Source organism: Micromonospora sp. DT229 (assembly GCF_049844505.1).
Classification (GTDB): Bacteria; Actinomycetota; Actinomycetes; order Mycobacteriales; family Micromonosporaceae; genus Micromonospora.
Map to the genome: position 1 here is coordinate 37,415 of NZ_JBNCLD010000008.1, position 18,038 is coordinate 55,452.

Annotated in this window: 20 protein-coding genes; 8 read left to right on the plus strand and 12 right to left on the minus strand. The window is 69.8% G+C overall.

Annotated elements, in window-relative coordinates; genetic code table 11:
- Positions 1-27: 27 nt before the first annotated feature.
- Positions 28-855 (plus strand): helix-turn-helix transcriptional regulator, encoded by an 828-nt coding sequence (locus ACLQ2T_RS14790; protein ID WP_425766686.1) that lies wholly within the window; start codon positions 28-30, stop codon positions 853-855.
- Positions 856-868: 13 nt separating this feature from the next.
- Here ACLQ2T_RS14790 and ACLQ2T_RS14795 read toward each other — a convergent pair whose 3' ends face one another.
- The 7 genes from ACLQ2T_RS14795 to ACLQ2T_RS14825 all read right to left on the minus strand — a co-directional run bounded on the left by ACLQ2T_RS14795 (position 869) and on the right by ACLQ2T_RS14825 (position 7,991).
- Positions 869-2,068 (minus strand): NAD(P)/FAD-dependent oxidoreductase, encoded by a 1,200-nt coding sequence (locus ACLQ2T_RS14795; protein WP_425766687.1) that lies wholly within the window; start codon positions 2,066-2,068, stop codon positions 869-871.
- Positions 2,068-2,493 carry an ester cyclase gene (locus tag ACLQ2T_RS14800; protein ID WP_425766689.1) on the minus strand — a complete coding sequence of 142 codons (426 nt, stop codon included), beginning with the start codon at positions 2,491-2,493 and terminating at the stop codon, positions 2,068-2,070. Before ACLQ2T_RS14800 ends, ACLQ2T_RS14795 begins: the two co-directional genes overlap by 1 nt.
- Before the next feature lie 9 nt (positions 2,494-2,502).
- Positions 2,503-3,195, minus strand: a complete 693-nt coding sequence (locus ACLQ2T_RS14805) for an antibiotic biosynthesis monooxygenase family protein (protein ID WP_425766690.1) — start codon at positions 3,193-3,195, stop codon at positions 2,503-2,505.
- Between the two features lie 49 nt (positions 3,196-3,244).
- A complete protein-coding gene (locus tag ACLQ2T_RS14810) occupies positions 3,245-4,267 on the minus strand; it encodes a methyltransferase (RefSeq protein ID WP_425766691.1) in 1,023 nt (340 codons plus the stop codon).
- Positions 4,268-4,375: 108 nt separating this feature from the next.
- Positions 4,376-6,541 (minus strand): aminotransferase class III-fold pyridoxal phosphate-dependent enzyme, encoded by a 2,166-nt coding sequence (locus ACLQ2T_RS14815; protein WP_425766692.1) that lies wholly within the window; start codon positions 6,539-6,541, stop codon positions 4,376-4,378.
- 28 nt (positions 6,542-6,569) lie between these two features.
- Positions 6,570-6,767: a ferredoxin gene (locus ACLQ2T_RS14820; RefSeq protein WP_425766694.1), complete on the minus strand. Its 198-nt coding sequence runs from the start codon at positions 6,765-6,767 to the stop codon at positions 6,570-6,572.
- Between the two features lie 36 nt (positions 6,768-6,803).
- On the minus strand, positions 6,804-7,991 hold the full coding sequence (locus ACLQ2T_RS14825; RefSeq protein ID WP_425766695.1) for a cytochrome P450: 1,188 nt from the start codon (positions 7,989-7,991) through the stop codon (positions 6,804-6,806).
- 379 nt (positions 7,992-8,370) lie between these two features.
- On the opposite strand from ACLQ2T_RS14825, the gene ACLQ2T_RS14830 reads away from it, so the two are divergent.
- The 4 genes from ACLQ2T_RS14830 to ACLQ2T_RS14845 all read left to right on the plus strand — a co-directional run bounded on the left by ACLQ2T_RS14830 (position 8,371) and on the right by ACLQ2T_RS14845 (position 11,665).
- Positions 8,371-8,955: an NADPH-dependent FMN reductase gene (locus tag ACLQ2T_RS14830; protein WP_425766696.1), complete on the plus strand. Its 585-nt coding sequence runs from the start codon at positions 8,371-8,373 to the stop codon at positions 8,953-8,955.
- Complete coding sequence (locus tag ACLQ2T_RS14835) at positions 8,952-9,746, plus strand: maleylpyruvate isomerase family mycothiol-dependent enzyme (RefSeq protein WP_425766697.1); 795 nt, start codon at positions 8,952-8,954, stop codon at positions 9,744-9,746. The genes ACLQ2T_RS14830 and ACLQ2T_RS14835 overlap by 4 nt, the downstream gene beginning before the upstream one ends.
- A 97-nt stretch (positions 9,747-9,843) precedes the next feature.
- On the plus strand, positions 9,844-10,479 hold the full coding sequence (locus ACLQ2T_RS14840) for an NAD(P)-dependent oxidoreductase (protein ID WP_425766698.1): 636 nt from the start codon (positions 9,844-9,846) through the stop codon (positions 10,477-10,479).
- 523 nt (positions 10,480-11,002) lie between these two features.
- Entirely contained in the window at positions 11,003-11,665 is a 663-nt protein-coding gene (locus ACLQ2T_RS14845) for a response regulator transcription factor (protein ID WP_425766699.1), read from the plus strand.
- A 108-nt stretch (positions 11,666-11,773) separates the two neighbouring features.
- Here ACLQ2T_RS14845 and ACLQ2T_RS14850 read toward each other — a convergent pair whose 3' ends face one another.
- On the minus strand, positions 11,774-12,124 hold the full coding sequence (locus ACLQ2T_RS14850) for a DoxX family protein (RefSeq protein WP_425766700.1): 351 nt from the start codon (positions 12,122-12,124) through the stop codon (positions 11,774-11,776).
- An 88-nt stretch (positions 12,125-12,212) separates the two neighbouring features.
- Here ACLQ2T_RS14850 and ACLQ2T_RS14855 point away from each other — a divergent pair, with 88 nt between their 5' ends.
- Entirely contained in the window at positions 12,213-12,692 is a 480-nt protein-coding gene (locus tag ACLQ2T_RS14855) for a MarR family winged helix-turn-helix transcriptional regulator (RefSeq protein WP_425766701.1), read from the plus strand.
- Positions 12,693-12,750: 58 nt separating this feature from the next.
- The gene (locus ACLQ2T_RS14860) at positions 12,751-13,536 is read left to right on the plus strand and encodes a spermidine synthase (protein ID WP_425766702.1); all 786 of its coding nucleotides are present in this window, start codon (positions 12,751-12,753) and stop codon (positions 13,534-13,536) included.
- A gap of 5 nt (positions 13,537-13,541) precedes the next feature.
- Here the strand turns inward: ACLQ2T_RS14860 and ACLQ2T_RS14865 are convergent, their stop codons facing one another.
- A complete protein-coding gene (locus ACLQ2T_RS14865; protein WP_425766703.1) occupies positions 13,542-14,183 on the minus strand; it encodes a response regulator in 642 nt (213 codons plus the stop codon).
- Positions 14,184-14,389: 206 nt separating this feature from the next.
- Between ACLQ2T_RS14865 and ACLQ2T_RS14870 the strand changes: the two genes are divergently transcribed.
- A complete protein-coding gene (locus ACLQ2T_RS14870; RefSeq protein WP_425766704.1) occupies positions 14,390-15,571 on the plus strand; it encodes a putative manganese transporter in 1,182 nt (393 codons plus the stop codon).
- Between the two features lie 22 nt (positions 15,572-15,593).
- Here ACLQ2T_RS14870 and ACLQ2T_RS14875 read toward each other — a convergent pair whose 3' ends face one another.
- The 3 genes from ACLQ2T_RS14875 to ACLQ2T_RS14885 are packed head-to-tail and all read right to left on the minus strand — an operon-like array spanning position 15,594 to position 17,998.
- On the minus strand, positions 15,594-16,196 hold the full coding sequence (locus tag ACLQ2T_RS14875) for a TetR/AcrR family transcriptional regulator (protein ID WP_425766705.1): 603 nt from the start codon (positions 16,194-16,196) through the stop codon (positions 15,594-15,596).
- 39 nt (positions 16,197-16,235) lie between these two features.
- Entirely contained in the window at positions 16,236-16,922 is a 687-nt protein-coding gene (locus tag ACLQ2T_RS14880; RefSeq protein ID WP_425766706.1) for an ABC transporter ATP-binding protein, read from the minus strand.
- Positions 16,919-17,998, minus strand: coding sequence for an ABC transporter permease (locus ACLQ2T_RS14885; protein ID WP_425766707.1), 1,080 nt, complete (start codon positions 17,996-17,998; stop codon positions 16,919-16,921). Before ACLQ2T_RS14885 ends, ACLQ2T_RS14880 begins: the two co-directional genes overlap by 4 nt.
- Positions 17,999-18,038 lie beyond the last annotated feature (40 nt).

Here is an 18,038-nt window from a genome sequence, read left to right on the forward strand (position 1 = left end):
GCCACCCTCGGCTGGCATACTGGCGGCATGGTGGCCGGCGAACTGGGTGCCTTTCTGCGCAGCCGAAGAGAGGCGGTGACCCCATCCCAGGTCGGGCTTCCGGTCAACTCAGGTAGACGTACCCCGGGACTGCGTCGTGCTGAACTCGCCACCCTCGCCGGGGTGAGTGTCGAGTATCTGGCGCGGCTGGAGCAGGGTCGGGACACCCGTCCCTCGGCCAAGGTCCTGCGGGCGCTGGCCCGGGCCCTGCTGCTCAGCGACGAGGACACCGAATACCTGCACCGGCTCGCCGCAGTCACCTCCGGCATCGAACTCGGTCCCCGTACCCGCGCGATCGTGCGTACCGTACGGCCGGCGGTCCGGGCCATGCTGCGCCAGCTCGAACCGGCCCCGAGCTTCGTGGTCAATCACCTGGGCGACCTGCTGGCCTGGACGGAGGCGTACGAGCGGCTGGTCGGCTCGCTGGGCATCCTCGACGGCGATCCGCCGAACGTGCTGTGGTTCACCTTCGTCGACGAGCGGGCCCGCACGGCGTACCCGGACTGGGAGACGGTGGCCGACGAACACGTAGCCGACCTCTACGAACTGCGCTGGGGCGATCCGGCGGTGGACGCCTTCGCCCAACGGCTGGCGGGTCGGGCCGGCGAGCCGTTCGTCGAGCGCTGGCAGCGGCGGCCCCTCGGCGGCCGACGGACCGGCATCCGTGAGCTGTCCCATCCCGAGGTGGGCACCCTGCGACTGTCCTTCGAGACTCTGCAACTGTCCGATCCGGAGCTGCGGCTGGTGGTCCTCCTGCCGGTGGATGAGGAGACCCGAATCGGCCTGGAGAAGCTCCAGATCGGCCTGGGGTCGTAGCCGACCGGCAGGGCTAGCCACGCAGCGCTGCTACGGTGTCGTCCCAGCCGACGCCGCGCCCGATGGCGCTTCGCAACCGGATCACCGCGCGCCGCTGGTTGAGGCCCAGGGCGCCGATCACCCGGTCGCCACGGCGGTACAGCGCGAGGAAGGACCCGCTGTCCGGACCACCCTGCACGAAGGCGACCTCCTCGCCGTCGGGCAGCCCGACGAACTGCACCCGGTCCGCGTTCCAGTCCGACCAGAAGTACGGCACGGTGGCACAGGGTCGGGGATCGCCCGGGGTCAACGCGTTGTGGGCCGCGACCGCCGCCTGCTCGGCCGCCGTGGTCCAGTTCTCCAGCCGCATGGCCTGCCCGAAGGCCGGGTTGAACCAGCGCACCACATCGCCGGCGGCGTACACCCCCTCGAAACCGGCGCAGAGGGTCTCGTCGCAGACCACCCCGGCGTCCAACTTCAACCCGGAGTCGACAAGCCAGTCGGTGGCCGGTACCGCGCCGATGCCGACCACGACCAGGTCGGCCGGTAGCTCCGTGCCGTCGGCCAGCCGCACCGCCCGGACCCGGTCCCCGCCGACGAGTTCCGCCACCTGCCCGCCGCACCGCAGATCCACGCCGTGCCGGCGGAGCACCTCGCCGAGAACCGGGCCGAGGTCGGCCCCGACCGCCCGGGACAGGGGTGCCGGTGCGGCCTCCACCACGGTCGCCGCGACCGACCGTCGCCGGGCGGCGCAGGCGATCTCGGCGCCGATGAACCCGGCCCCGACCACCACCATCCGGATGCCCGGCACCAACTGCGATCGGATCGCCCGCGCATCATCCAGCCCGCGCAGGGTGTGGACCCCGGCCATCCCGACCGTGCCGGGCAGCGGCCGGGCCTGCGCCCCGGTGGCCAGCACCAGCGCCTCGTACCGGATCGGGGCGCCGGCCACGGTGACCGTCCGTCCCTGCGGGTCCAGGGCCGTCGCCGGTGCGCCCAGCCGCAGGTCGACCCCGAGGTCGGTACGCAGCGACTCCGCGGTCCGGAAGTACGGCGGCTCGGGTTCCTCCGGGCCGTCCAGGAACTCCTTGGACAGCGGCGGCCGGTCGTACGGCAGATGGGGTTCGGCACCGATCAGGGTGACCGGCCCGGTGTAGCCCTTCAGCCGGGCCGCCTCGACGGCCCGCAGGCCGGCGAGGGACGCCCCGACAACGACGAGACCCGGGCTGTCCACTAGTGCTCGGGCAGGGAGAGCAGGCCGAGTTGGATGAGGAGGCTCATGTCGTCCGTGAGCCCCCACCGTTCGACCACCTGGCCGTCGACGAACCGGAAGATCTCCACCCCGCTGACCTTGAAGGCCCGGCCGGAGGGGCCCACCCCGTTGAAGTCGCCCTCGTGGGTACCGGACACGGTGAAGGCCATCGACACGTGGTCGTCGTCAGCGGTCAGGTGCCGCCGCTCAAGGCGCAGGTCCGGAAAGGCGGTACTGAGGGTACGGAAGAAGGCTAGGAACCCGGCACGGCCCGGTCCCTGCCCCGGGGCCGGGTCGTGGTCCACGGCCTCCTCGGCGAACAGCAGGTTCACCCCGGTCTCGACGTCACCGGCGTTGATCGCCTCGATCGCCTTGTCAAGGGTGGCCTCGTTGGTGGCGCGGGTCATCGGTCCTCCTCAGCCGACCTGGGCGGCCGGGGCCGCAGACCGGGAATGCACGGGCCGGTACGTGTTCGCCCGGCGTTCGGTGATGATGGTGTCGGTGAATGCCCGGATGCGCTGCACCTGCTCCGGACGCTGCGACTCGGGCAGGTGGTGGAAGGCGTCGTAGTGCTCCTTGCTCTCCCACTGGGCGTACAAGATGATGAAGGTCCCGTCGATGCCCCGGCAGATCGCGTGCGCGCGGTATCCCGGCACGGTCATCAGCCACTCGTCACGCTGCCCCAGGGCGTCCACCAGGGCCTGCTGGTTCTCCGGCGCACACTCCATCACGATGATCACGGTGTGGTCGTCGCGGTGCGGGCCGATCTCGATGTGGTCCTGGTCCTGGTGATGCTGAACGAAGACCGCCTCGGTCTTGAGCAGTCGTACCGAGGTGGCGATCTGCTGGAACAGCGGCACCACGCCCTGCTGGTACTTGGCCCCGGCGTAGCGTGCCTCCAGATCGGCCAGGCTGCGCCACTGCACGTAGTTCGCGGTACCGGGCGAGTCGACCGCCCCGTGCACGGTCGAGGAGACCCAGCCGGGGTAGTCGGCGCTGTCGACGATCGCCTTCATCTCGTCGACGATCCGCTCCTGCTCCTCGGCGTTGTCGCAGGTGAACATGTTGAAGACGGCCAGGTACCCGTCTCCGGCCCTGATGAACGGCATCTCGACTTTCCTCTCCTGGTGCCCTGAGGGCTCCGTTGCTCCCCGGCCCTCAGGCCCGGGTGGCCTCGACGACGCTGCACAGGCCCCCGCTGACGATTCGCGACAGCTTCAGCCCGACCTTCTGGAACAGCGCGTCGAACTGGGCGCCGCTGCGTTGGTGACCGCCACTGATCACGAGCATGTCCAGGTCCATCAGCTTCACCGTCAGTGAAGGGCTGGTGTCGTCCGGCAGCACCGCCTCGATCAGCAGCACCCGGGCGTCCGGGGCCATCACGTTGCGGATGTTGGTCAGGATCTGGCGGGAGGGCTCGTCGTCCCAGTCGTGGATGATGTTCGACAGCACGTACGCGTCGCCGTCGGCGGGTACCGCCTGGAAGAAGTCGCCGGCGACGAGTTCCGCCCGGTCGCGTACCCCGGCCCCCTCCAGGGGCGCCCCGGCCCCCTCGATGACCTCGGGTTGGTCGAACAACACTCCACGGGCGGTCGGCACGGCAGTGAGGACCTGCGCGAGCAGGGTGCCGTGACCGCCGCCGACATCGACGATCCGGCGAAAACCACTGAAGTCGTACGCGGCCACGGTCGGCGCGATCACCTGACGGGACAGTTCGGACATCGCGTTGTCGAAGATCTCGGCCACCTCCGGGTTGTCCCGGAAGTGCTCCCACACCTCGACCCCGTGCACGTCGACGAACGCCGGCTGGCCGGTACGCACGGTCTTCGCCAGGCCGTCCCAGGTGTGCCGGTCGGCCGGCAGGGCCACCCAGCGGGCGAAGTTGCGCAGCGAGTGCGGTGAGTCGCTGCGCAGCGCGTCGCCGACCTCGGTGAGGGCGAAGGTCCGACCGGGTGACTCCTGGAACAGGCCGGCGTCGGCGCAGGCCCGCAGCAGCCGGTACAGGGTCTGCTCGTGCGCGCCGACCGCCTCGGCGAGTTCCCGCACCGTCCGGGCACCGGAGCCCAGGTGGTCGGCCACCCCCAGCTCGGCGGCGGCGCTCACCGCCGAGGCCATCCAGCTGGCGGTGGCCAGTTTGAGCACCTGCATGGCCGGTGTGATGTCGCTGGTCTCGACCTGCATGACAGGTACGCCCTCCTTGTGTCGAGCTTCGATTGCGGGGTCGGGCCGGGCTCTGCCGTGGTTCGTGGCCCGGTTCCCGCCGGCGGCGCCCGGCGGGTCACCGGGGGGTCAGGAGTGGGTGAGTGAGGCACCCTGAGTGCTGGCGGCCCGCACCTGCGAGGTCGCTCCTCGGCCCTTGAGCAGGCGGCCGAGCAGCGCCGACTTCTGGCCGAGCAGACAGCCCAGGGCATGCCGGTAGATCATCGGTGGGGTCAGGCCCCGGACCCCGACCTCGATCCGGGCCGCCAGATCCTTGAGGTCCAGGGGGTCGGCCGCCACCCGGTGCCGGATCGCCAGCAGCGGCACGTACACGTTGCCGCGCTGGAAGATCAGGTCAGCCAGGGCCAGGGTGAGCAGGGTGTGCGGGACCGAGCCCTGCGGGAAGGACAACCCTCGACCGGCCATGGTCAACCGCATGTGGGCGGCCCGACCGGCGACCGGGCCGAGCACCTTGGACTCCCGGCAGATCGCATCCAGGGCGGTACGCAGTTCGGCGTACGCCTGCTGGTGACCGGCCACCGTCTCCGGGTCCATCGCCTCCAGGGCGTGTACCGAGATGTGCGCGCCGAGATTGTGATGGTGGGCGTACCGCAGCCGGGCCACATGCTCCGGGTCGGTCTCGTTGGCCCGCTGGTACACCTCGGCGTCGACCATCACCGCAGCCGCCGGCATGGTCATGTCGCTGATCGTCTTGCCCAGGCTGACCACGTCGGCCCGTCGCATCACGTCCTGGTGGGCCAGGTAGTGGGTGCCGCTGCGCCACCCGCCGGTGAGTACCTCGTCCACCCCGACCAGGTACCCGCGTTCCTCCCGCAGCCGGTCGATCGCGGCCAGCAGTTCGGTGGGCAGCATCTGGCAGGAGGCACCCTGGATCAACTCGAACCACACCAGGGCCAGGTCGTCCTCGCCGGCCACCCGCTCGAACTGGGCCACCGCGTCCGGCGCGAAGGGGTCCAGATAGACCAGCTTCGCGTAGTACGGCCGGAAGGCGTCCGCCACCGACTCCGTCTTCTGCGGGCCGTACTTGCTGAGGTTGAGCGAGAACAGGGTCTTGCCGCCGTAGTTGCCCCGGAAGGTCAGCACGGTCCGCCGGGACGGCCGGGCCAGGGCGGCCAGGGTCACCGCCAGGTGATTGCCGATGGCCCCGCTGACCGAGGGGAAGCCGTGGGCCAGCCCGGTCAACTCGGCCAGCTTCCGTTCCAGGTCGACGAAGTAGTCGTGGTCCGGGTCGTGCCGCTGGAGCACCTCGGGCACCAGGTCGGGCGGGTTGTGGCCGCGTAGGTTGCTGCCGAATCCGCCGGCACAGTCGATCACGTCTCGGCCCGCGCCGACGGTGAGCCGTCCTCCGGCGGCGCGGCGCACGTCCACATTCAGGTTGAAGGTCTTGGCCATGTCGGCGACGGTCGGGTTGATGTGCCGACCCCAGTACTCCACAGTGATCGCCGGATCGGCCTCGATCTCGGCCATCACCTTCCGGTGCCGATCACTGACCACCCCGGCCTGGTCCAGCACCTCCAGCACCAGTTCGGCGCAGACCACGTTGCCGCCGTAGGTGGAGGTGTGCGCGAAACAGTCGGTGTGGTTGCGCCAGATCTTCTGCGCCTCGTCGGCCATGGTCAGTGCGCCGAAGGGCACCTGCCGGTCGGCCAGGGTCTCGCCGAACACCACCGCGTCCGCCTCGACCGGGTTGGCGAAAGTGTCCGGCCCGGTCAACTCCAGGTCGATGCAGGACAGCACGACCATTCCGCCGCCCTGCCGACAGCCGCGCAGCAGCTCACGCAGCCGGGGGTCGGTCAGGTCGGTGTTCGGCTCCCGGAACACGATCACCCCCGCCCAGGGGGTACCCGGGTACCGGTGATCCGCCTCCTCGGCGCTCGCCGCGCTGACCACGTGTGGGATCAGCGCGGCGTCCGTACCCGTACCGAGGGGGTCCATGAAGTCCTGGTACCGCTGGCTCGGGTCGAGCAGCAGGACCCAGCCGCCGTCGTCCCGCCCGTCCCGGACGGCGGTGTGCCGAACCAGCTTGATCGCCGCGGACAGCGCCTCTAGGCCGGAACTGAGCAGATAGGTGACCCGTGGGCCGCGTGGCCCGACCGGCACCAGGTCGTCCAGCAGGTAGCCGAGCTTGGCCGCCGACGGGTTGACGTAGTTGCTCGCCATCAGGAAGTTGCAGCGCTGCTCCCGGTTGAGCCGGGCGATCAGGTCGAGGGTACGCGCGGACGCAGGACGGAACACCGATTGCGGTGCGCTGGCCGACATGGCGTCAGCCCTCCAGCTTGAGCGCGGCGACCGGACAGGTCAGTACGGCGTTCGTCCCCGGGGCTCGCTGTTCCTCGGGGATCTCCCGATCCTCGAAGTGGAAGACCAGGTCCCCCTCGTCGTCGATGAGGAACAGTTCCGGGGCGGCGCTCTCGCACACGCCGTGCCCCTCGCACCGGTCGCGGTCAACAGTTATGCGCATCAGGACCACCCTCGCCAAGTGGAAGTTCGGGAACTGTCAGGTGTGCAGCGTCGTGGGCAGCGCCGCCAGGCCGCGGATGGTGTTGTGGCGGCGCCAGGTCGCCTCCCCGACCTCGATGTGCTCGACCCGGGCGGCGAGTTCACGCAGCAGCGCGTGCGCCTCCAGCCGGGCCAGCCCCTGGCCGACGCAGCCGTGGATGCCGTGCCCGAAGGCCAGGTGGCTGGCCACGTTGTGTCGGGTGACGTCGAAGACGTCCGGATCGGTGAAGACCCGCTCGTCCCGGTTGGCCGAGGCGTACAGCAGGAACAGTCGGGCACCGGCCGGCAGGGTCGTACCGTCGGGCATCTCGTGGTCCTTGGTGACCAGCCGGCAGAACCCCCGGGCCGGGGTCTCCAGCCGGACCACCTCGTTGAACGCGGCCGTGATGAGCGAGGGGTCCTCACGGACCTTCCGCCACTGCTCCGGGTTGTTCCCGAACAGCCAGATGGCGCTGGCCAGGGCGCTGACCGTGGTGTCCAGCGACGGCACCAGGAAGTCGCCGAGCAGCACCGACAGCTTGTCGGCCTCGATCTCGCCGGAGTCGACCGCGGCCACCAGGTTGGCCCCCCAGCTGTCCGGTCGCAGGTTGCGCGTGGTGGCTAGCTGGTCGAGGAACTCCCACAGGTTCTTCAGCACCGGGAAGCCGGCCATGGTGCGCTCGTTCATCGGCCCCAGGGCGTTGAAGCCGGCGGAGGCCCAGGCGAGCAGGTTGCCGGTCTCGTCCTCGGGCCAGCCGAGCAGGTCCGGGACCATCGAGACGGGGAACTTCTGCGCGAATTCGGGGACCGCGTCGAAGGAGCCGCGCTCGACCAACTCCTCGACCAGCACCTTGGCCTTGTGCTGCACGTGATCCTGGTGCTGGCGCAGGGCCTTGGGGGTGAGTTGCCGCCCGATGACCCGGCGAAGTCGGTCGTGGTCCGGCGGGTCGCTGCCGATGGTGCCGCCGGCCATCACCCGGTTGAGTTCATCGCTCAGTCCGACCCCGGACCCGGAGGAGAAGGTCTCGTAGTCGTGCAGGGCGGCGTAGACATCGGCGTGCCGGCCCATCGCCCACACCTGGTACCTGCTCAACCAGACCGCCGAGCCGAGGTCCCGCAGCGCCTGGTAATTGTCGTACGGATCCAGCACGGATTCGTCGGAGTAAAGGTCGACGTCGGATGTGGGAGTTACGGTCGTGACAGTCACATCGAGCAGCCTTCCGGGTTATCGGACTACGGTGGCGGAACGCGCAATGCGAGACTTGAGAAATGAATAGGGGCGAAACGGTTGGCATACCGGCGGCGACCGATAGAATGTGCCGGTACCAGTTTTCGGGGGAGCCCTCGGGACGGTCAAGGCCGCGATCTTCAAGTCTTGGCGAACTTTCGTCGGGCCGATGTCAATTCCATGCCAGCGGTGCCGGTGGCGGTGTCAAGGTCGCCCTGTCAGTGCCAGTCTCAGCCGGGCCTGGTTCGACCCTGTAACCGGTCCGCAGAATGCGGGGGGCGAGGCGTGTAGGGGCAGGCTGATTGGTGCACGTCGCCAGCAGGGCCATATGAGGGGGACGACCATGTCAGGCAAAACGTTGAAACTAGCGATCATCGTCGGCAGTGTCCGGGAGGCCCGCTTCGGCCCGGTCGTCGCTAGCTGGATCGCCGAGCAGGCTCAGCAGCACGGCAAGTTCAAGGTGAACCTGATCGACCTGGCCGAGGTCGACCTGCCGCTCGTACTGGGGCCGGAGCCGCCGGCCATCGCCACCACGGACAGCCGGCCGGCCGCGATGCGCGAGCTCACCGCAGCGCTCGACGAGGCGGACGCCTTCATCGTCGTGACCCCGGAGTACAACCACAGCTTCCCGGCATCGATCAAAGCTCTGATCGACTGGCACTACACCGAATGGCGGGCCAAGCCGGTCGGGTTCGTCTCCTACGGCGGGATGTCCGGTGGCCTGCGGGCGGTCGAGCAACTCCGACTGATCTTCGCCGAGATGCACGCGGTAACCGTCCGCAACAGCGTCAGCTTCGCCAACTACTGGGAACTGTTCCAGGAGGACGGCACCCTGGTGGAGCCGGAGCCCACCCAGGTGGCCGCCAAGGAGCTGCTCGATCAGCTCGGCTGGTGGGGCGAGGCCCTGCTGGACGCGCGGACCGACAACCCGTACCAGCCGTGACCGGGCAGGTCGATCAGGCGATCGCCGCGCTGCGCACCGGGCAGCAGAGTCTCGTGCGGCTGACCGCGCCGATGGCGGAACCGGAACTCACCGGCCGGTCAGCGGCGAGCGAGTGGACGATCGCCGACGTGCTGAGCCACCTGGGTAGCGGTGCGGAGATCATGCTCGCCTGGTTGGAGGCCGCCCTGGGCGAGGCGGAGAAACCTGAGCCCGACTTCCGGGAGTCGGTCTGGGACCGGTGGAACGCCCGGACCCCCCAGGAGCAGGCGGACGAATTCGTCGCCTCCAACGAAGCCCTGGTGGGCCGGTTCGAAGGGCTCGACCGCTCGCAGCGTGATCACCTGCGGGTGGACCTGGGCTTCCTGCCCGAGCCGGTGGACGTGCTCACCCTGGCATCCCTGCGGCTCAACGAGTTCACCCTGCACGCCTGGGACATCGCGGTGGTGTCCGACCCCGCGGCCACCCTGGCGCCGGAGGCGGTGGACTTCCTCTTCGAGCCGCTGCGGTTGCTCATCGGCTGGATCGGGCGCACCGAGGCGCTCGACGCTGACCGCAGGGCGCTGACCGTCCGGACCACCGACCCGGATCGGCTGTTCGGCCTCGATCTGGGCGAGACGGTGAGCCTGGTGGACCCGCCTGCGGACTCCGCGCCGGTGTTGAGCATTCCGGCGGAGGCCTTTCTGCGGCTGACTGCCGGACGACTCGCACCGGAACACACCCCACCGGGGATCTCGCTCGACACCACCAGTCCGACCCTCGACGACCTGCGCAAGACGTTTCCGGGCTTCTGATACCGCGTACCCGTCCAGTGGTATTCGTCGCGCCGAAGCGATGGATGGTGCCCGAAGTGAAGCCATTACTTGTTGCGTGCCATGAGATCGGAGTGCCATGAGAATCGCCGTTGTGGGAGCGAATGGCCGGACCGGACGTCTGGTGGTCGAGCAGGCACTGGCCCGTGGGTACGGGGTCACCGCCCTGGCCCGCCAGCGGCAGCAACCCTCGTCGCGCGACGAGCGGTTGAGCGCCGTTGAGGTGGACGTGCTGAACCGGGACCGGGTGGTCGAGGCACTGTCCGGGGCGGACGCGGTCATCTCCGCGCTCGGTATCGGTACCTCACGTGCGGCGACGGTGACCTACTCACAGGGGACCGCCAACCTGCTGTACGCGATGGGCCTACAGGACGTCAAGCGCATCGTGGTGATCTCCGCCGCACCGGTCGGTCCCCGTGAGGACCACCCGGCCTTCGATCGGTATGTCGTCATGCCGATCCTGGAACGCTTCTTCGGGGCGACGTACCAGGACATGCGGCGGATGGAGGCGTTGCTGGCCGGCAGCAGCGTGGACTGGACCTCGCTGCGTCCGCCGCGGCTGCTGGAGAAGCCGCCGGTGGGCAGCTACCGAATCAGCTCCGGGCAGCCACTGCCGAAGGCCCGCACCCTGACCTACGCCGACCTGGCCACCTCGCTGATCGACACGGTGGACCGGGACGACCTGCGGCGCCGAACGGCGTACGTCGCCAACTGACCTTGCCTGCCCTCGCCCCGGCAGGGCCGGGTCGTGGCCGGCGGTCAGGCCGTCCGGGTGCCCGGTCGGGTCCGGCGGGGGTGTGCAGGCGATGGCGTGGCGTTGAATGGGGCGACCGTGTTGCGCAAATCCCACGCGAAGGAATGGCGGCTAACGGCAACCCTCAGCATCGGGTCGGACGTGCGCAACAGGGAATTTACATTGCGCTTGTAGTACGTATGTGTCAGTTGTCCTCGCCCGCCCGCGTATCAGCAGTTCAAGCGGAATCATTCGCCGCAGATCATCGATGCTGGGATTGTTGGATCAGGCAATGTCCGTTAATCGACAAACGTAATTGACAAGTTCCCGTTGTCGTCGGTACGGTCGGAGCAACTTCCACGAACCCTAGAATGACTTGGTTGAGGGAGAAATGCAGCACTCGTCGAACGGTCTCGAACTCGAAAAACGATGTGCATGTGGTGGGGAAACGCTGGTCCTGGCGGAGGGGGACCAGCCGGAGGGTCGGCGCGGTCTGGCCAGCCAAATGACTCATCGAAGAGTGCTGGTGGTGGAGAGCAACGTGGCCGAGGCCGAGACGCTGGCGCGCGGACTGCGCCGGCACGGTCATGAGGTGTCGAGTGTGGAGACCGGAGTGGCCGCCCTGCAGGCGTACGACGAGGCGGACATCGTGCTGCTCGACCTGGAGCTGCCGGATCTGGACGGGTTGGAGGTGTGCCGAGGCATCCGATCTGCCTGCGACACACCGATCATCGCCGTCACCGCCCGTGGCGCGGAACTCGACCGGGTGCTCGGGCTCCAGGCGGGCGCGGACGACTACCTGGTAAAGCCGTACGGATTCCGCGAACTGCTGGCCCGGATGGATGCGGTCATGCGCCGTCTCCGGTCCCGGTCCCAGGCCGCCCGCACGATCTGCCACGGGCCACTGGAGATCGACGTCAACGCCCGGCAGGTCCGGCTCGCCGGTCGCCGGGTAGACCTGACCCGCAAGGAGTTCGACCTGCTGCACCTGCTTGCCTCGCACCCGGACACGGTCATTCCGCGCAAGCGCCTGACCCTTGAGATCTGGGGTGACTCGTGGTCGCGGCGGACGGTCGACACGCATGTCGGCACGCTGCGGAGCAAGCTCGGCGCCAGTAGTTGGGTGATCACCGTACGGGGGGTCGGCTTCCGGTTCGGGCACGGATGACACCGGGTCGGCGTCGGCCGGAGCCGGCCGACGGCGCCGGATCGGTACGGGAGTCCCCCGGGGCGCCGGCCGGCACCGGCGCCCACTGGCGAGTCCTCGGCAGGAGGCTCAGACGGTGGCCAGGCCCAGCACGAGCGGAGCGGCGGAGAGCACGGTGAACACCGCCGGCATGGGGGCGTTCTTGGCGTCGTTGGCCCGCAGGTGAGAGATGACCGCACCGAGGAAGAACAGCACCACACCGATGGCTGCGGCGATGCCGAGGGGACGGATGAAGATCCCGATCAGCAGGCCGGCCGCACCGAGTAACTGGAGGGCCGCGAGCACCGGGAACATCCGCTCCGGAACCCCGACCCGCTCCAGGGTCTCGACCACGTCCTTCTGCCGGACCAGCTTGTTGCGCGCGGTGAACACCAGCAAGGCGGACACCAGGATCGCGGTGACAATGTAGGCAATGTTCATGACTCTCCATTATCGAGCGTTTTTGGTCGTTGAACCATATCAATAGTTAGCTTGGTTGGGTAGTACGGACCCTGTTACCGTGCTTGACATGGAAAGATCCGGCCGGGCCGACCCGACGAGCCGACTGAGCCTGCTGTTGGCCAAACGTGGCTCGCTCACCGACGCTCGGCTGCGCGCGGCGCTCGGCGCCAACCGACTGACCCCCCGGCACGCCATCGTGCTGACCTATCTGGAGTCCGAGCCGGCCTGTCAGCAGGTCCTGGTCGATCTGCTGGAGGTCGACCCGAGTGTGCTCGTGACGATCCTCAACGAGCTGGAGCACGCCGAGCTGATCTGCCGGCGTCGCGACCCCTCCGACCGGCGTCGGCACATCGTCGAGATCACCCCCAGCGGCGGTCGTACCCTGAAGACCCTGGACGCCACCTTCGCCGAGGTCGAGGACGAACTCTTCGCCAACCTCTCCCCGGTCGAGCGGGACACCCTGCGCGAACTGCTGCGCCGGGTGGCCGCCGGGTCCGATTGCCCCGGCAAGGGGCTCAAGGCCAAGCTGGGGGTGCTGCGGCGGTGACCCCCCGCACCGATCCGCCCGGACGACCAGGGCCGCGGATCGGTTAACCTGCCTGGCCATGGGGGCAGCCGAGGACCGTCTGGAACTGGTCGTCGACCCTGCCCGGCCCACCGGGCGGACCCTGCTGGCGGGTGGAGTCGAGCAGTCGTACGTGGATCTTGAAGATCCCGGGTACCTGCACTTCGAGTACGTCCGTCGGATGGCCGCAGTGGCCGATCTCGCCGTGCCTGGCGGGCAGCCGCTGGAGGTGCTGCACCTCGGGGGCGGTGCCCTGACCCTGCCCCGCTACCTGGCTGCCACCCGGCCCGGCTCGATCCAGACGGTCATCGAGCGGGATCCGGCGGTGGTCGACCTGGTGGCCCGGGAGTTACCCCCCACCCCGGCCGGGATCGAGGTCCGGGTAGCCGACGCCCGGGAGGCGGTCGTCGCCGCCCCTACCGAGGCGTACGACCTGGTGCTCGCCGACATCTACCGGGCGGCTCGGATGCCGCCGCATGTGACGACGACGGCGTTCGCCGCCGAGGTGGCCCGGGTGCTGCGACCGGACGGCATCTACCTGGTCAACGTGACCGACCTGCCGCCGCTGGTGCTCACCCGGGTGCAGGCGGCCACGCTGCGGGCGGTCTTCGCCGAGGTGTGTGTCGTCGCCGACCGACGGATGCTGCGTGGCCGGCGGTACGGCAACGTGGTGCTCGTGGCGGCGCTGCGCCCTGACCGACTACCCCTGGCGCGCCTGGCGGTACGGGCACTGCGTGATCCGCTGCCCGGCGGTCTGCTGCACGGTCCGGCGCTGGACACCTTCATCGCGGGTGCCCGGCCGCGTACCGACGACCCTGAGCAGTGATCTGTTCAGCTGTCGAGCAGCCCCGCATGGCCCGCCAGTGCTGCGGCTTGGGCCCGGTTGGAGACCCGCAACTTGCGCAGCAGTGCGGCGGACATCCGTTTCACGGTGCGGTCGGAGACGTGCATCTGGTCGGCGATCTCCAAGGTGCTGCAACCGGCGGCGATGGACCGCAGCAGGACGCGTTCCGCCTCGTCGAGGCTGACCGGCGGGAATCGGGCGGGTCGAAGCAACGCGCTCAGCAGGTGGGTGGGCAGCACCGCCCACCCCTGGAGGACGGCCAACAAGGGGGGTAGCAGGGTCTCCGGCTCGGCGCTCTTGGGCACGTACGCCTCCGCCCCGGCCTCCAGCGCCTGGAGCGGGGAACTCGTGTCGTCGGCGTCCGACATCGCCACCACCCGTACCTGGGGGGTGGTTCGCCGGATCGCGGCGATGGCCCGGACCCCACCCGGGGCCGGCAGGTGCAGGTCGACCAGGGCCAGGTCGGGTACGCAGCGGCGGACCAGCGAGGCCGCCGCCGCAGCGTCCGCGGTGGAACCCACCACCTGTGCCCGTCCATCCGTAGCGGCGGGAAGTAGCAGTTCGAGGCCGCGCGCGGAGATCGGCTGGCCGTCGATGACCACCACCCGGATGGGGGAACAGTGTGACATGTTCGCTCCTTCCCGGTTACCAGACCATCATGCGCATTCGCACCGAAGGTGAGGGGCCGTACCGACGGATTCCGGTGGCACCGGATGACCCGAGGGGGTCGCCGAATGGCCCATAAGGGTCAGCCTCCGGGGAAGTGCCCTGGCGTACCTGCTGCGGCCTGAAGCAGAGCATCGCCTGCGGGCCGTCCGCCGCCTGGAGGTGTCCCGTGACCGAAATCGTCCTGCGTCCGCTCGCCGACGCGTTCATGCAGGTGGGTGTCTACGTCGCCGTGATGGTGGCGCTCTTCGGCTGGCTGCGCTGGCGGTACGGGGACCGGGTCACCGACGGGTTGACCCGGCATCGCCGACTAGGACCCCTGGTCGGGGCGCTGCTGGGGGTGAGTCCGGGCTGCGGCGGCGCGATCATCCTGATGCCGCTGTACGCCCGGGGCAAGGTGTCCTTCGGTACGGTGATCGCCGCCCTGGTCGCGACCATGGGGGATTCCTCGTGGGTGGTGATGGCCTGGAATCCGATGTTCGCCCTCAAGATTCACACGCTGCTGTTCGCGGTCGGCCTGGTCACCGGGTACGTGGTGGACGCCCTCGGCATCGATCCGGCGCGGGGGGTACGCCGCAGGCCCGACGCGGTGCCCACCCCGGTCGGTGCTGCCGTGGTGCCCACCCCGGTGGGGTCGGCTCCGGCACCCGCGCCGGTGGGGTCCGCCGGGCCGGGGGGTGTCCTGGCCGCCGCAGCCGTACCCGACCTGGCCGGTTCGCGCCGGATGTTCGGCGGCGTGCTGTCGCAGGTGCCGGCCTCCACGGCCTTCTGGGGACTGACCGCGCCGGCCTTCGTCGTGTCGGTGCCGGTGCTGTTTCAACTGGTCGATCCGGCGGTGTTGACCCGGGCCCTCGGCGGTGTCGACCCGTACCTGGCCCTCGGTGTGCTCGGCACCATGCTGGCGACCCTGATCTTCGCCGCCGGTCGGGGGCGGCTGGCGGACGACAGCCTGGAGACCGCCCATCCCCGGTCGATCGGCGCGACCATGCGGCACAGCGCCCATGAGGCGTCCTTCATCACCGTCTGGGTGGCGGTGGCCTACCTGGCCTGGCAGGTGGTCACCAGCACCACCGGGTTCGACGGTTCGCAGATCGCCCTCGGCGGGCTGCTGGGAGTGCTGGTAGGTGCCGGCATCGGCCTGATCCCGGGCTGCGCGGTGCAGATCGTCTTCACCGGCCTGTACGTCAGCGGCGGGCTGCCGCTGCCGACCCTGGTGGCCAACGCGATCAGCCAGGACGGCGACGCCTTGATCCCGCTCGCCGCCCTGCGGCGGCACTCCGCGCTGATGGCCACCGTCATCACCACCATTCCGGCGGTGGCGGTCGGGTCGGCCCTGCTGCTCCTGCTCTGACCCGGGTCGCTGAGCCCGCGGGTCAGACCTGCGGGCTCAGCCCCAGGTACGGGCCGAGCAGTCGACGTAACCGGGCCAGGGTGTCGCCGGCGACCTCCGTCGCCTGGGTCCGGGGGGTGGAGCCGACCTCCTGGCAGGCGCGCACGATGAGGGAGTCGATGAGCTTGGCCATGATCTCCGGCTCCGGCTCGCCCAGGTCGGTGAGCGCCTGCCGCAGGGGCCCCTGGAGTTGGGCGTGGAACTGCTCGATCGGGCCCTGCAACAGGCGCGGCTCCACCGCCCGGGTCAGGGCCCGGGCCACCGCCTGCTCGGGGCCGGCGAACAGTTCGACATTCGCCACCACGTACGCCCACACCCGTGAGGCCGCGGTCGGCTCCGCCGCCACCCGCGCCAGGACCCGACCGGCCCAGGCCGGGAACACGTCCGCCACGACGGCGGCGAGAAGTTCCTCCGCAGAGGCGAAGTACTGGTAGACACTGGTACGGGCCAGCCCGGCGTGCCGCCCGACCGCCGCCATGGAGGGCGCCTGCCCGGTCTCCGCGAGCAGGGCGCGTGCGGCGTCCAGTAGGGCCCGCCGTTGCCGGGCGTGGTGCTCGGCGACGCTGGCCGCCTGAATCCGCGGCACGCGCTCCTCCTCGTCGGCAGTTGATCGGGTGGGTGAGGGTCAGACCGCGGCGGTGTTCTCGGCGGGCTGTAGCCTGCCGTCGATCATCTCAAGCACCCGGTCGCAGTGGTGCAGCACCTCGTGGTCGTGGGTGACCATGACGGTGGCCACCCCGTGGTCGTGCGCCTCCCGGGCCAGCAGGGCGACGACGTCCTGGCTGCGCTGACGGTCCAGCGCCGCGGTCGGCTCGTCCACCAGGAGCAGCTGCGGGCGGGTGACGAGGGCCCGGGCGATGCCCACCCGCTGCCGCTCACCGCCGGAGAGCTGGTGGGGCCGCCGGTCCGCCTTGTGTGACATGCCGACCTCGGCCAGCAGCTCCCGCGGATCGCGGGGGTTGGCCACCTTGCCGAAGGTCAGCGGCAGCCGTACCTGGTCGAGGCTGGTCAGGGAGGGGATCAGGTTGCCGCTCTGGAACACGAAGCCGATCCGCTCGCGACGGATCGCGGTCAGCCGGCGCGGGGACTGCGTGCTGAGGTCCAGGTCGTCGAGCTTGATCGTGCCCGAGGTGGGGCTGATCAGGGCCCCGCAGACCGCCAGCAGGCTGGACTTGCCCGCGCCGGAGGGGCCGACGATGGCGACCATCTCTCCGGCGGCGACATCCAGGTTGACCTTGTCGAGGGCGGTGACGGTGTCTTCGCCGTCGCCGTGGACCAGGGTGACGTCGGACAGGGACAGGACGGCGGTCATCGGTTGCCTCCGAGCGCGGTGAGCGGGTCGACGCGAGTGATGCGCAGGACGGCCACGGTGGCACCGACGACGCCCAGGACGAGCAGCAGCACGGTGGCCACGGCGATGGGAGCGGCCTCCAGCGCGAACGGCATGGGGGTGGCCGAGATGGCGGCTCCGGCTGCCACGCCGATGCCGACGCCGACCCCGGCGGAGAGGACGAGGAGCACCACCGACTGCATCAGGCTGTCCCGAAGGAGGTAGCGGGTGCTGGCACCGAGGGCCCGGATCACGGCGATCTCCTGCTTGCGTTGCACGGTGAGCACCGTGAAGAACGCGCCCACCACGAGGGCCGAGATGGCGTAGAGGAAGACCTGGATCAACTGGAGGGTGGAGGTCTCGGCGGTGTAGCCCGGCGAGGCACCGAAGGACTGCTCCAGGGTCATCGAGGTGGTGCCGGCGGCCTTGTCCCCGGCCGACAGATCGACGTCGGCGCCGTCAGCGCCGCGGACCGCGACCGCGGTGATCTCGTTGTAGATGCGATCCGGGGCGGCGTCACCTGCCCGGACCCCGGCCTTCACCTCCTGCCAGGTACGCAGCGGAAGGTAGCCGATGTCGACATGGCCGAAGGTGTGCTGGTCGGCGAGGATGCCTACCACCTTCAGGGGGGTGCCGGCGGGGTCCAGGGTGATGGTGTCGCCGACCGAGACGCCCAGTTCGGCGGCGGTTCCGCTGATCACCACCTCGCCTTCACCGGCCAGGCGCTGGCCCTCGGCCACGGCCGGGTCCAGGAAGGAACCGACCTCGACCCCGAAGAGGGCCAGGTCGACCTCGACCCCCTGGTTGGTCCGGCCGTTGGCCAGGGTGTTGCCCAGCGGTGCCGCCTCGGCAACACCCTCCTGGGCCGCCCAGGTGTCCACGGCGCTGGTCTCCACGACGCTGCGTGAGAAGGCCGAGTCCTTGGCGACCTCGTGCTGGAAGGCCAGCGAGGTTACCGGGAGGCGTTTCAGGCCGGAGACTCCGTCGTTGACCAACCCGACCGAGAGTCCGCTCAACAGCACGGTGAGAATCGCGATGAGGGCGACGACGACGCCCATCAGGGCGAATCGTCCACGGGCGAAAGTAAGTTCGCGTATG

Bases quoted from the DNA above. Each gene is read 5' to 3' on its own strand.
- ACLQ2T_RS14850 (WP_425766700.1), bottom strand. From the start codon at position 12,124: ATGAACATTGCCTACATTGTCACCGCGATCCTGGTGTCCGCCTTGCTG.
- ACLQ2T_RS14820 (WP_425766694.1), bottom strand. From the start codon at position 6,767: ATGCGCATAACTGTTGACCGCGACCGGTGCGAGGGGCACGGCGTGTGC.
- ACLQ2T_RS14790 (WP_425766686.1), top strand. From the start codon at position 28: ATGGTGGCCGGCGAACTGGGTGCCTTTCTGCGCAGCCGAAGAGAGGCG.
- ACLQ2T_RS14840 (WP_425766698.1), top strand. From the start codon at position 9,844: ATGAGAATCGCCGTTGTGGGAGCGAATGGCCGGACCGGACGTCTGGTG.
- ACLQ2T_RS14855 (WP_425766701.1), top strand. From the start codon at position 12,213: ATGGAAAGATCCGGCCGGGCCGACCCGACGAGCCGACTGAGCCTGCTG.
- ACLQ2T_RS14810 (WP_425766691.1), bottom strand. From the start codon at position 4,267: ATGCAGGTCGAGACCAGCGACATCACACCGGCCATGCAGGTGCTCAAA.
- ACLQ2T_RS14885 (WP_425766707.1), bottom strand. From the start codon at position 17,998: ATGGGCGTCGTCGTCGCCCTCATCGCGATTCTCACCGTGCTGTTGAGC.
- ACLQ2T_RS14805 (WP_425766690.1), bottom strand. From the start codon at position 3,195: ATGCCGTTCATCAGGGCCGGAGACGGGTACCTGGCCGTCTTCAACATG.
- ACLQ2T_RS14865 (WP_425766703.1), bottom strand. From the start codon at position 14,183: ATGTCACACTGTTCCCCCATCCGGGTGGTGGTCATCGACGGCCAGCCG.
- ACLQ2T_RS14845 (WP_425766699.1), top strand. From the start codon at position 11,003: ATGACTCATCGAAGAGTGCTGGTGGTGGAGAGCAACGTGGCCGAGGCC.
- ACLQ2T_RS14880 (WP_425766706.1), bottom strand. From the start codon at position 16,922: ATGACCGCCGTCCTGTCCCTGTCCGACGTCACCCTGGTCCACGGCGAC.
- ACLQ2T_RS14800 (WP_425766689.1), bottom strand. From the start codon at position 2,493: ATGACCCGCGCCACCAACGAGGCCACCCTTGACAAGGCGATCGAGGCG.
- ACLQ2T_RS14860 (WP_425766702.1), top strand. From the start codon at position 12,751: ATGGGGGCAGCCGAGGACCGTCTGGAACTGGTCGTCGACCCTGCCCGG.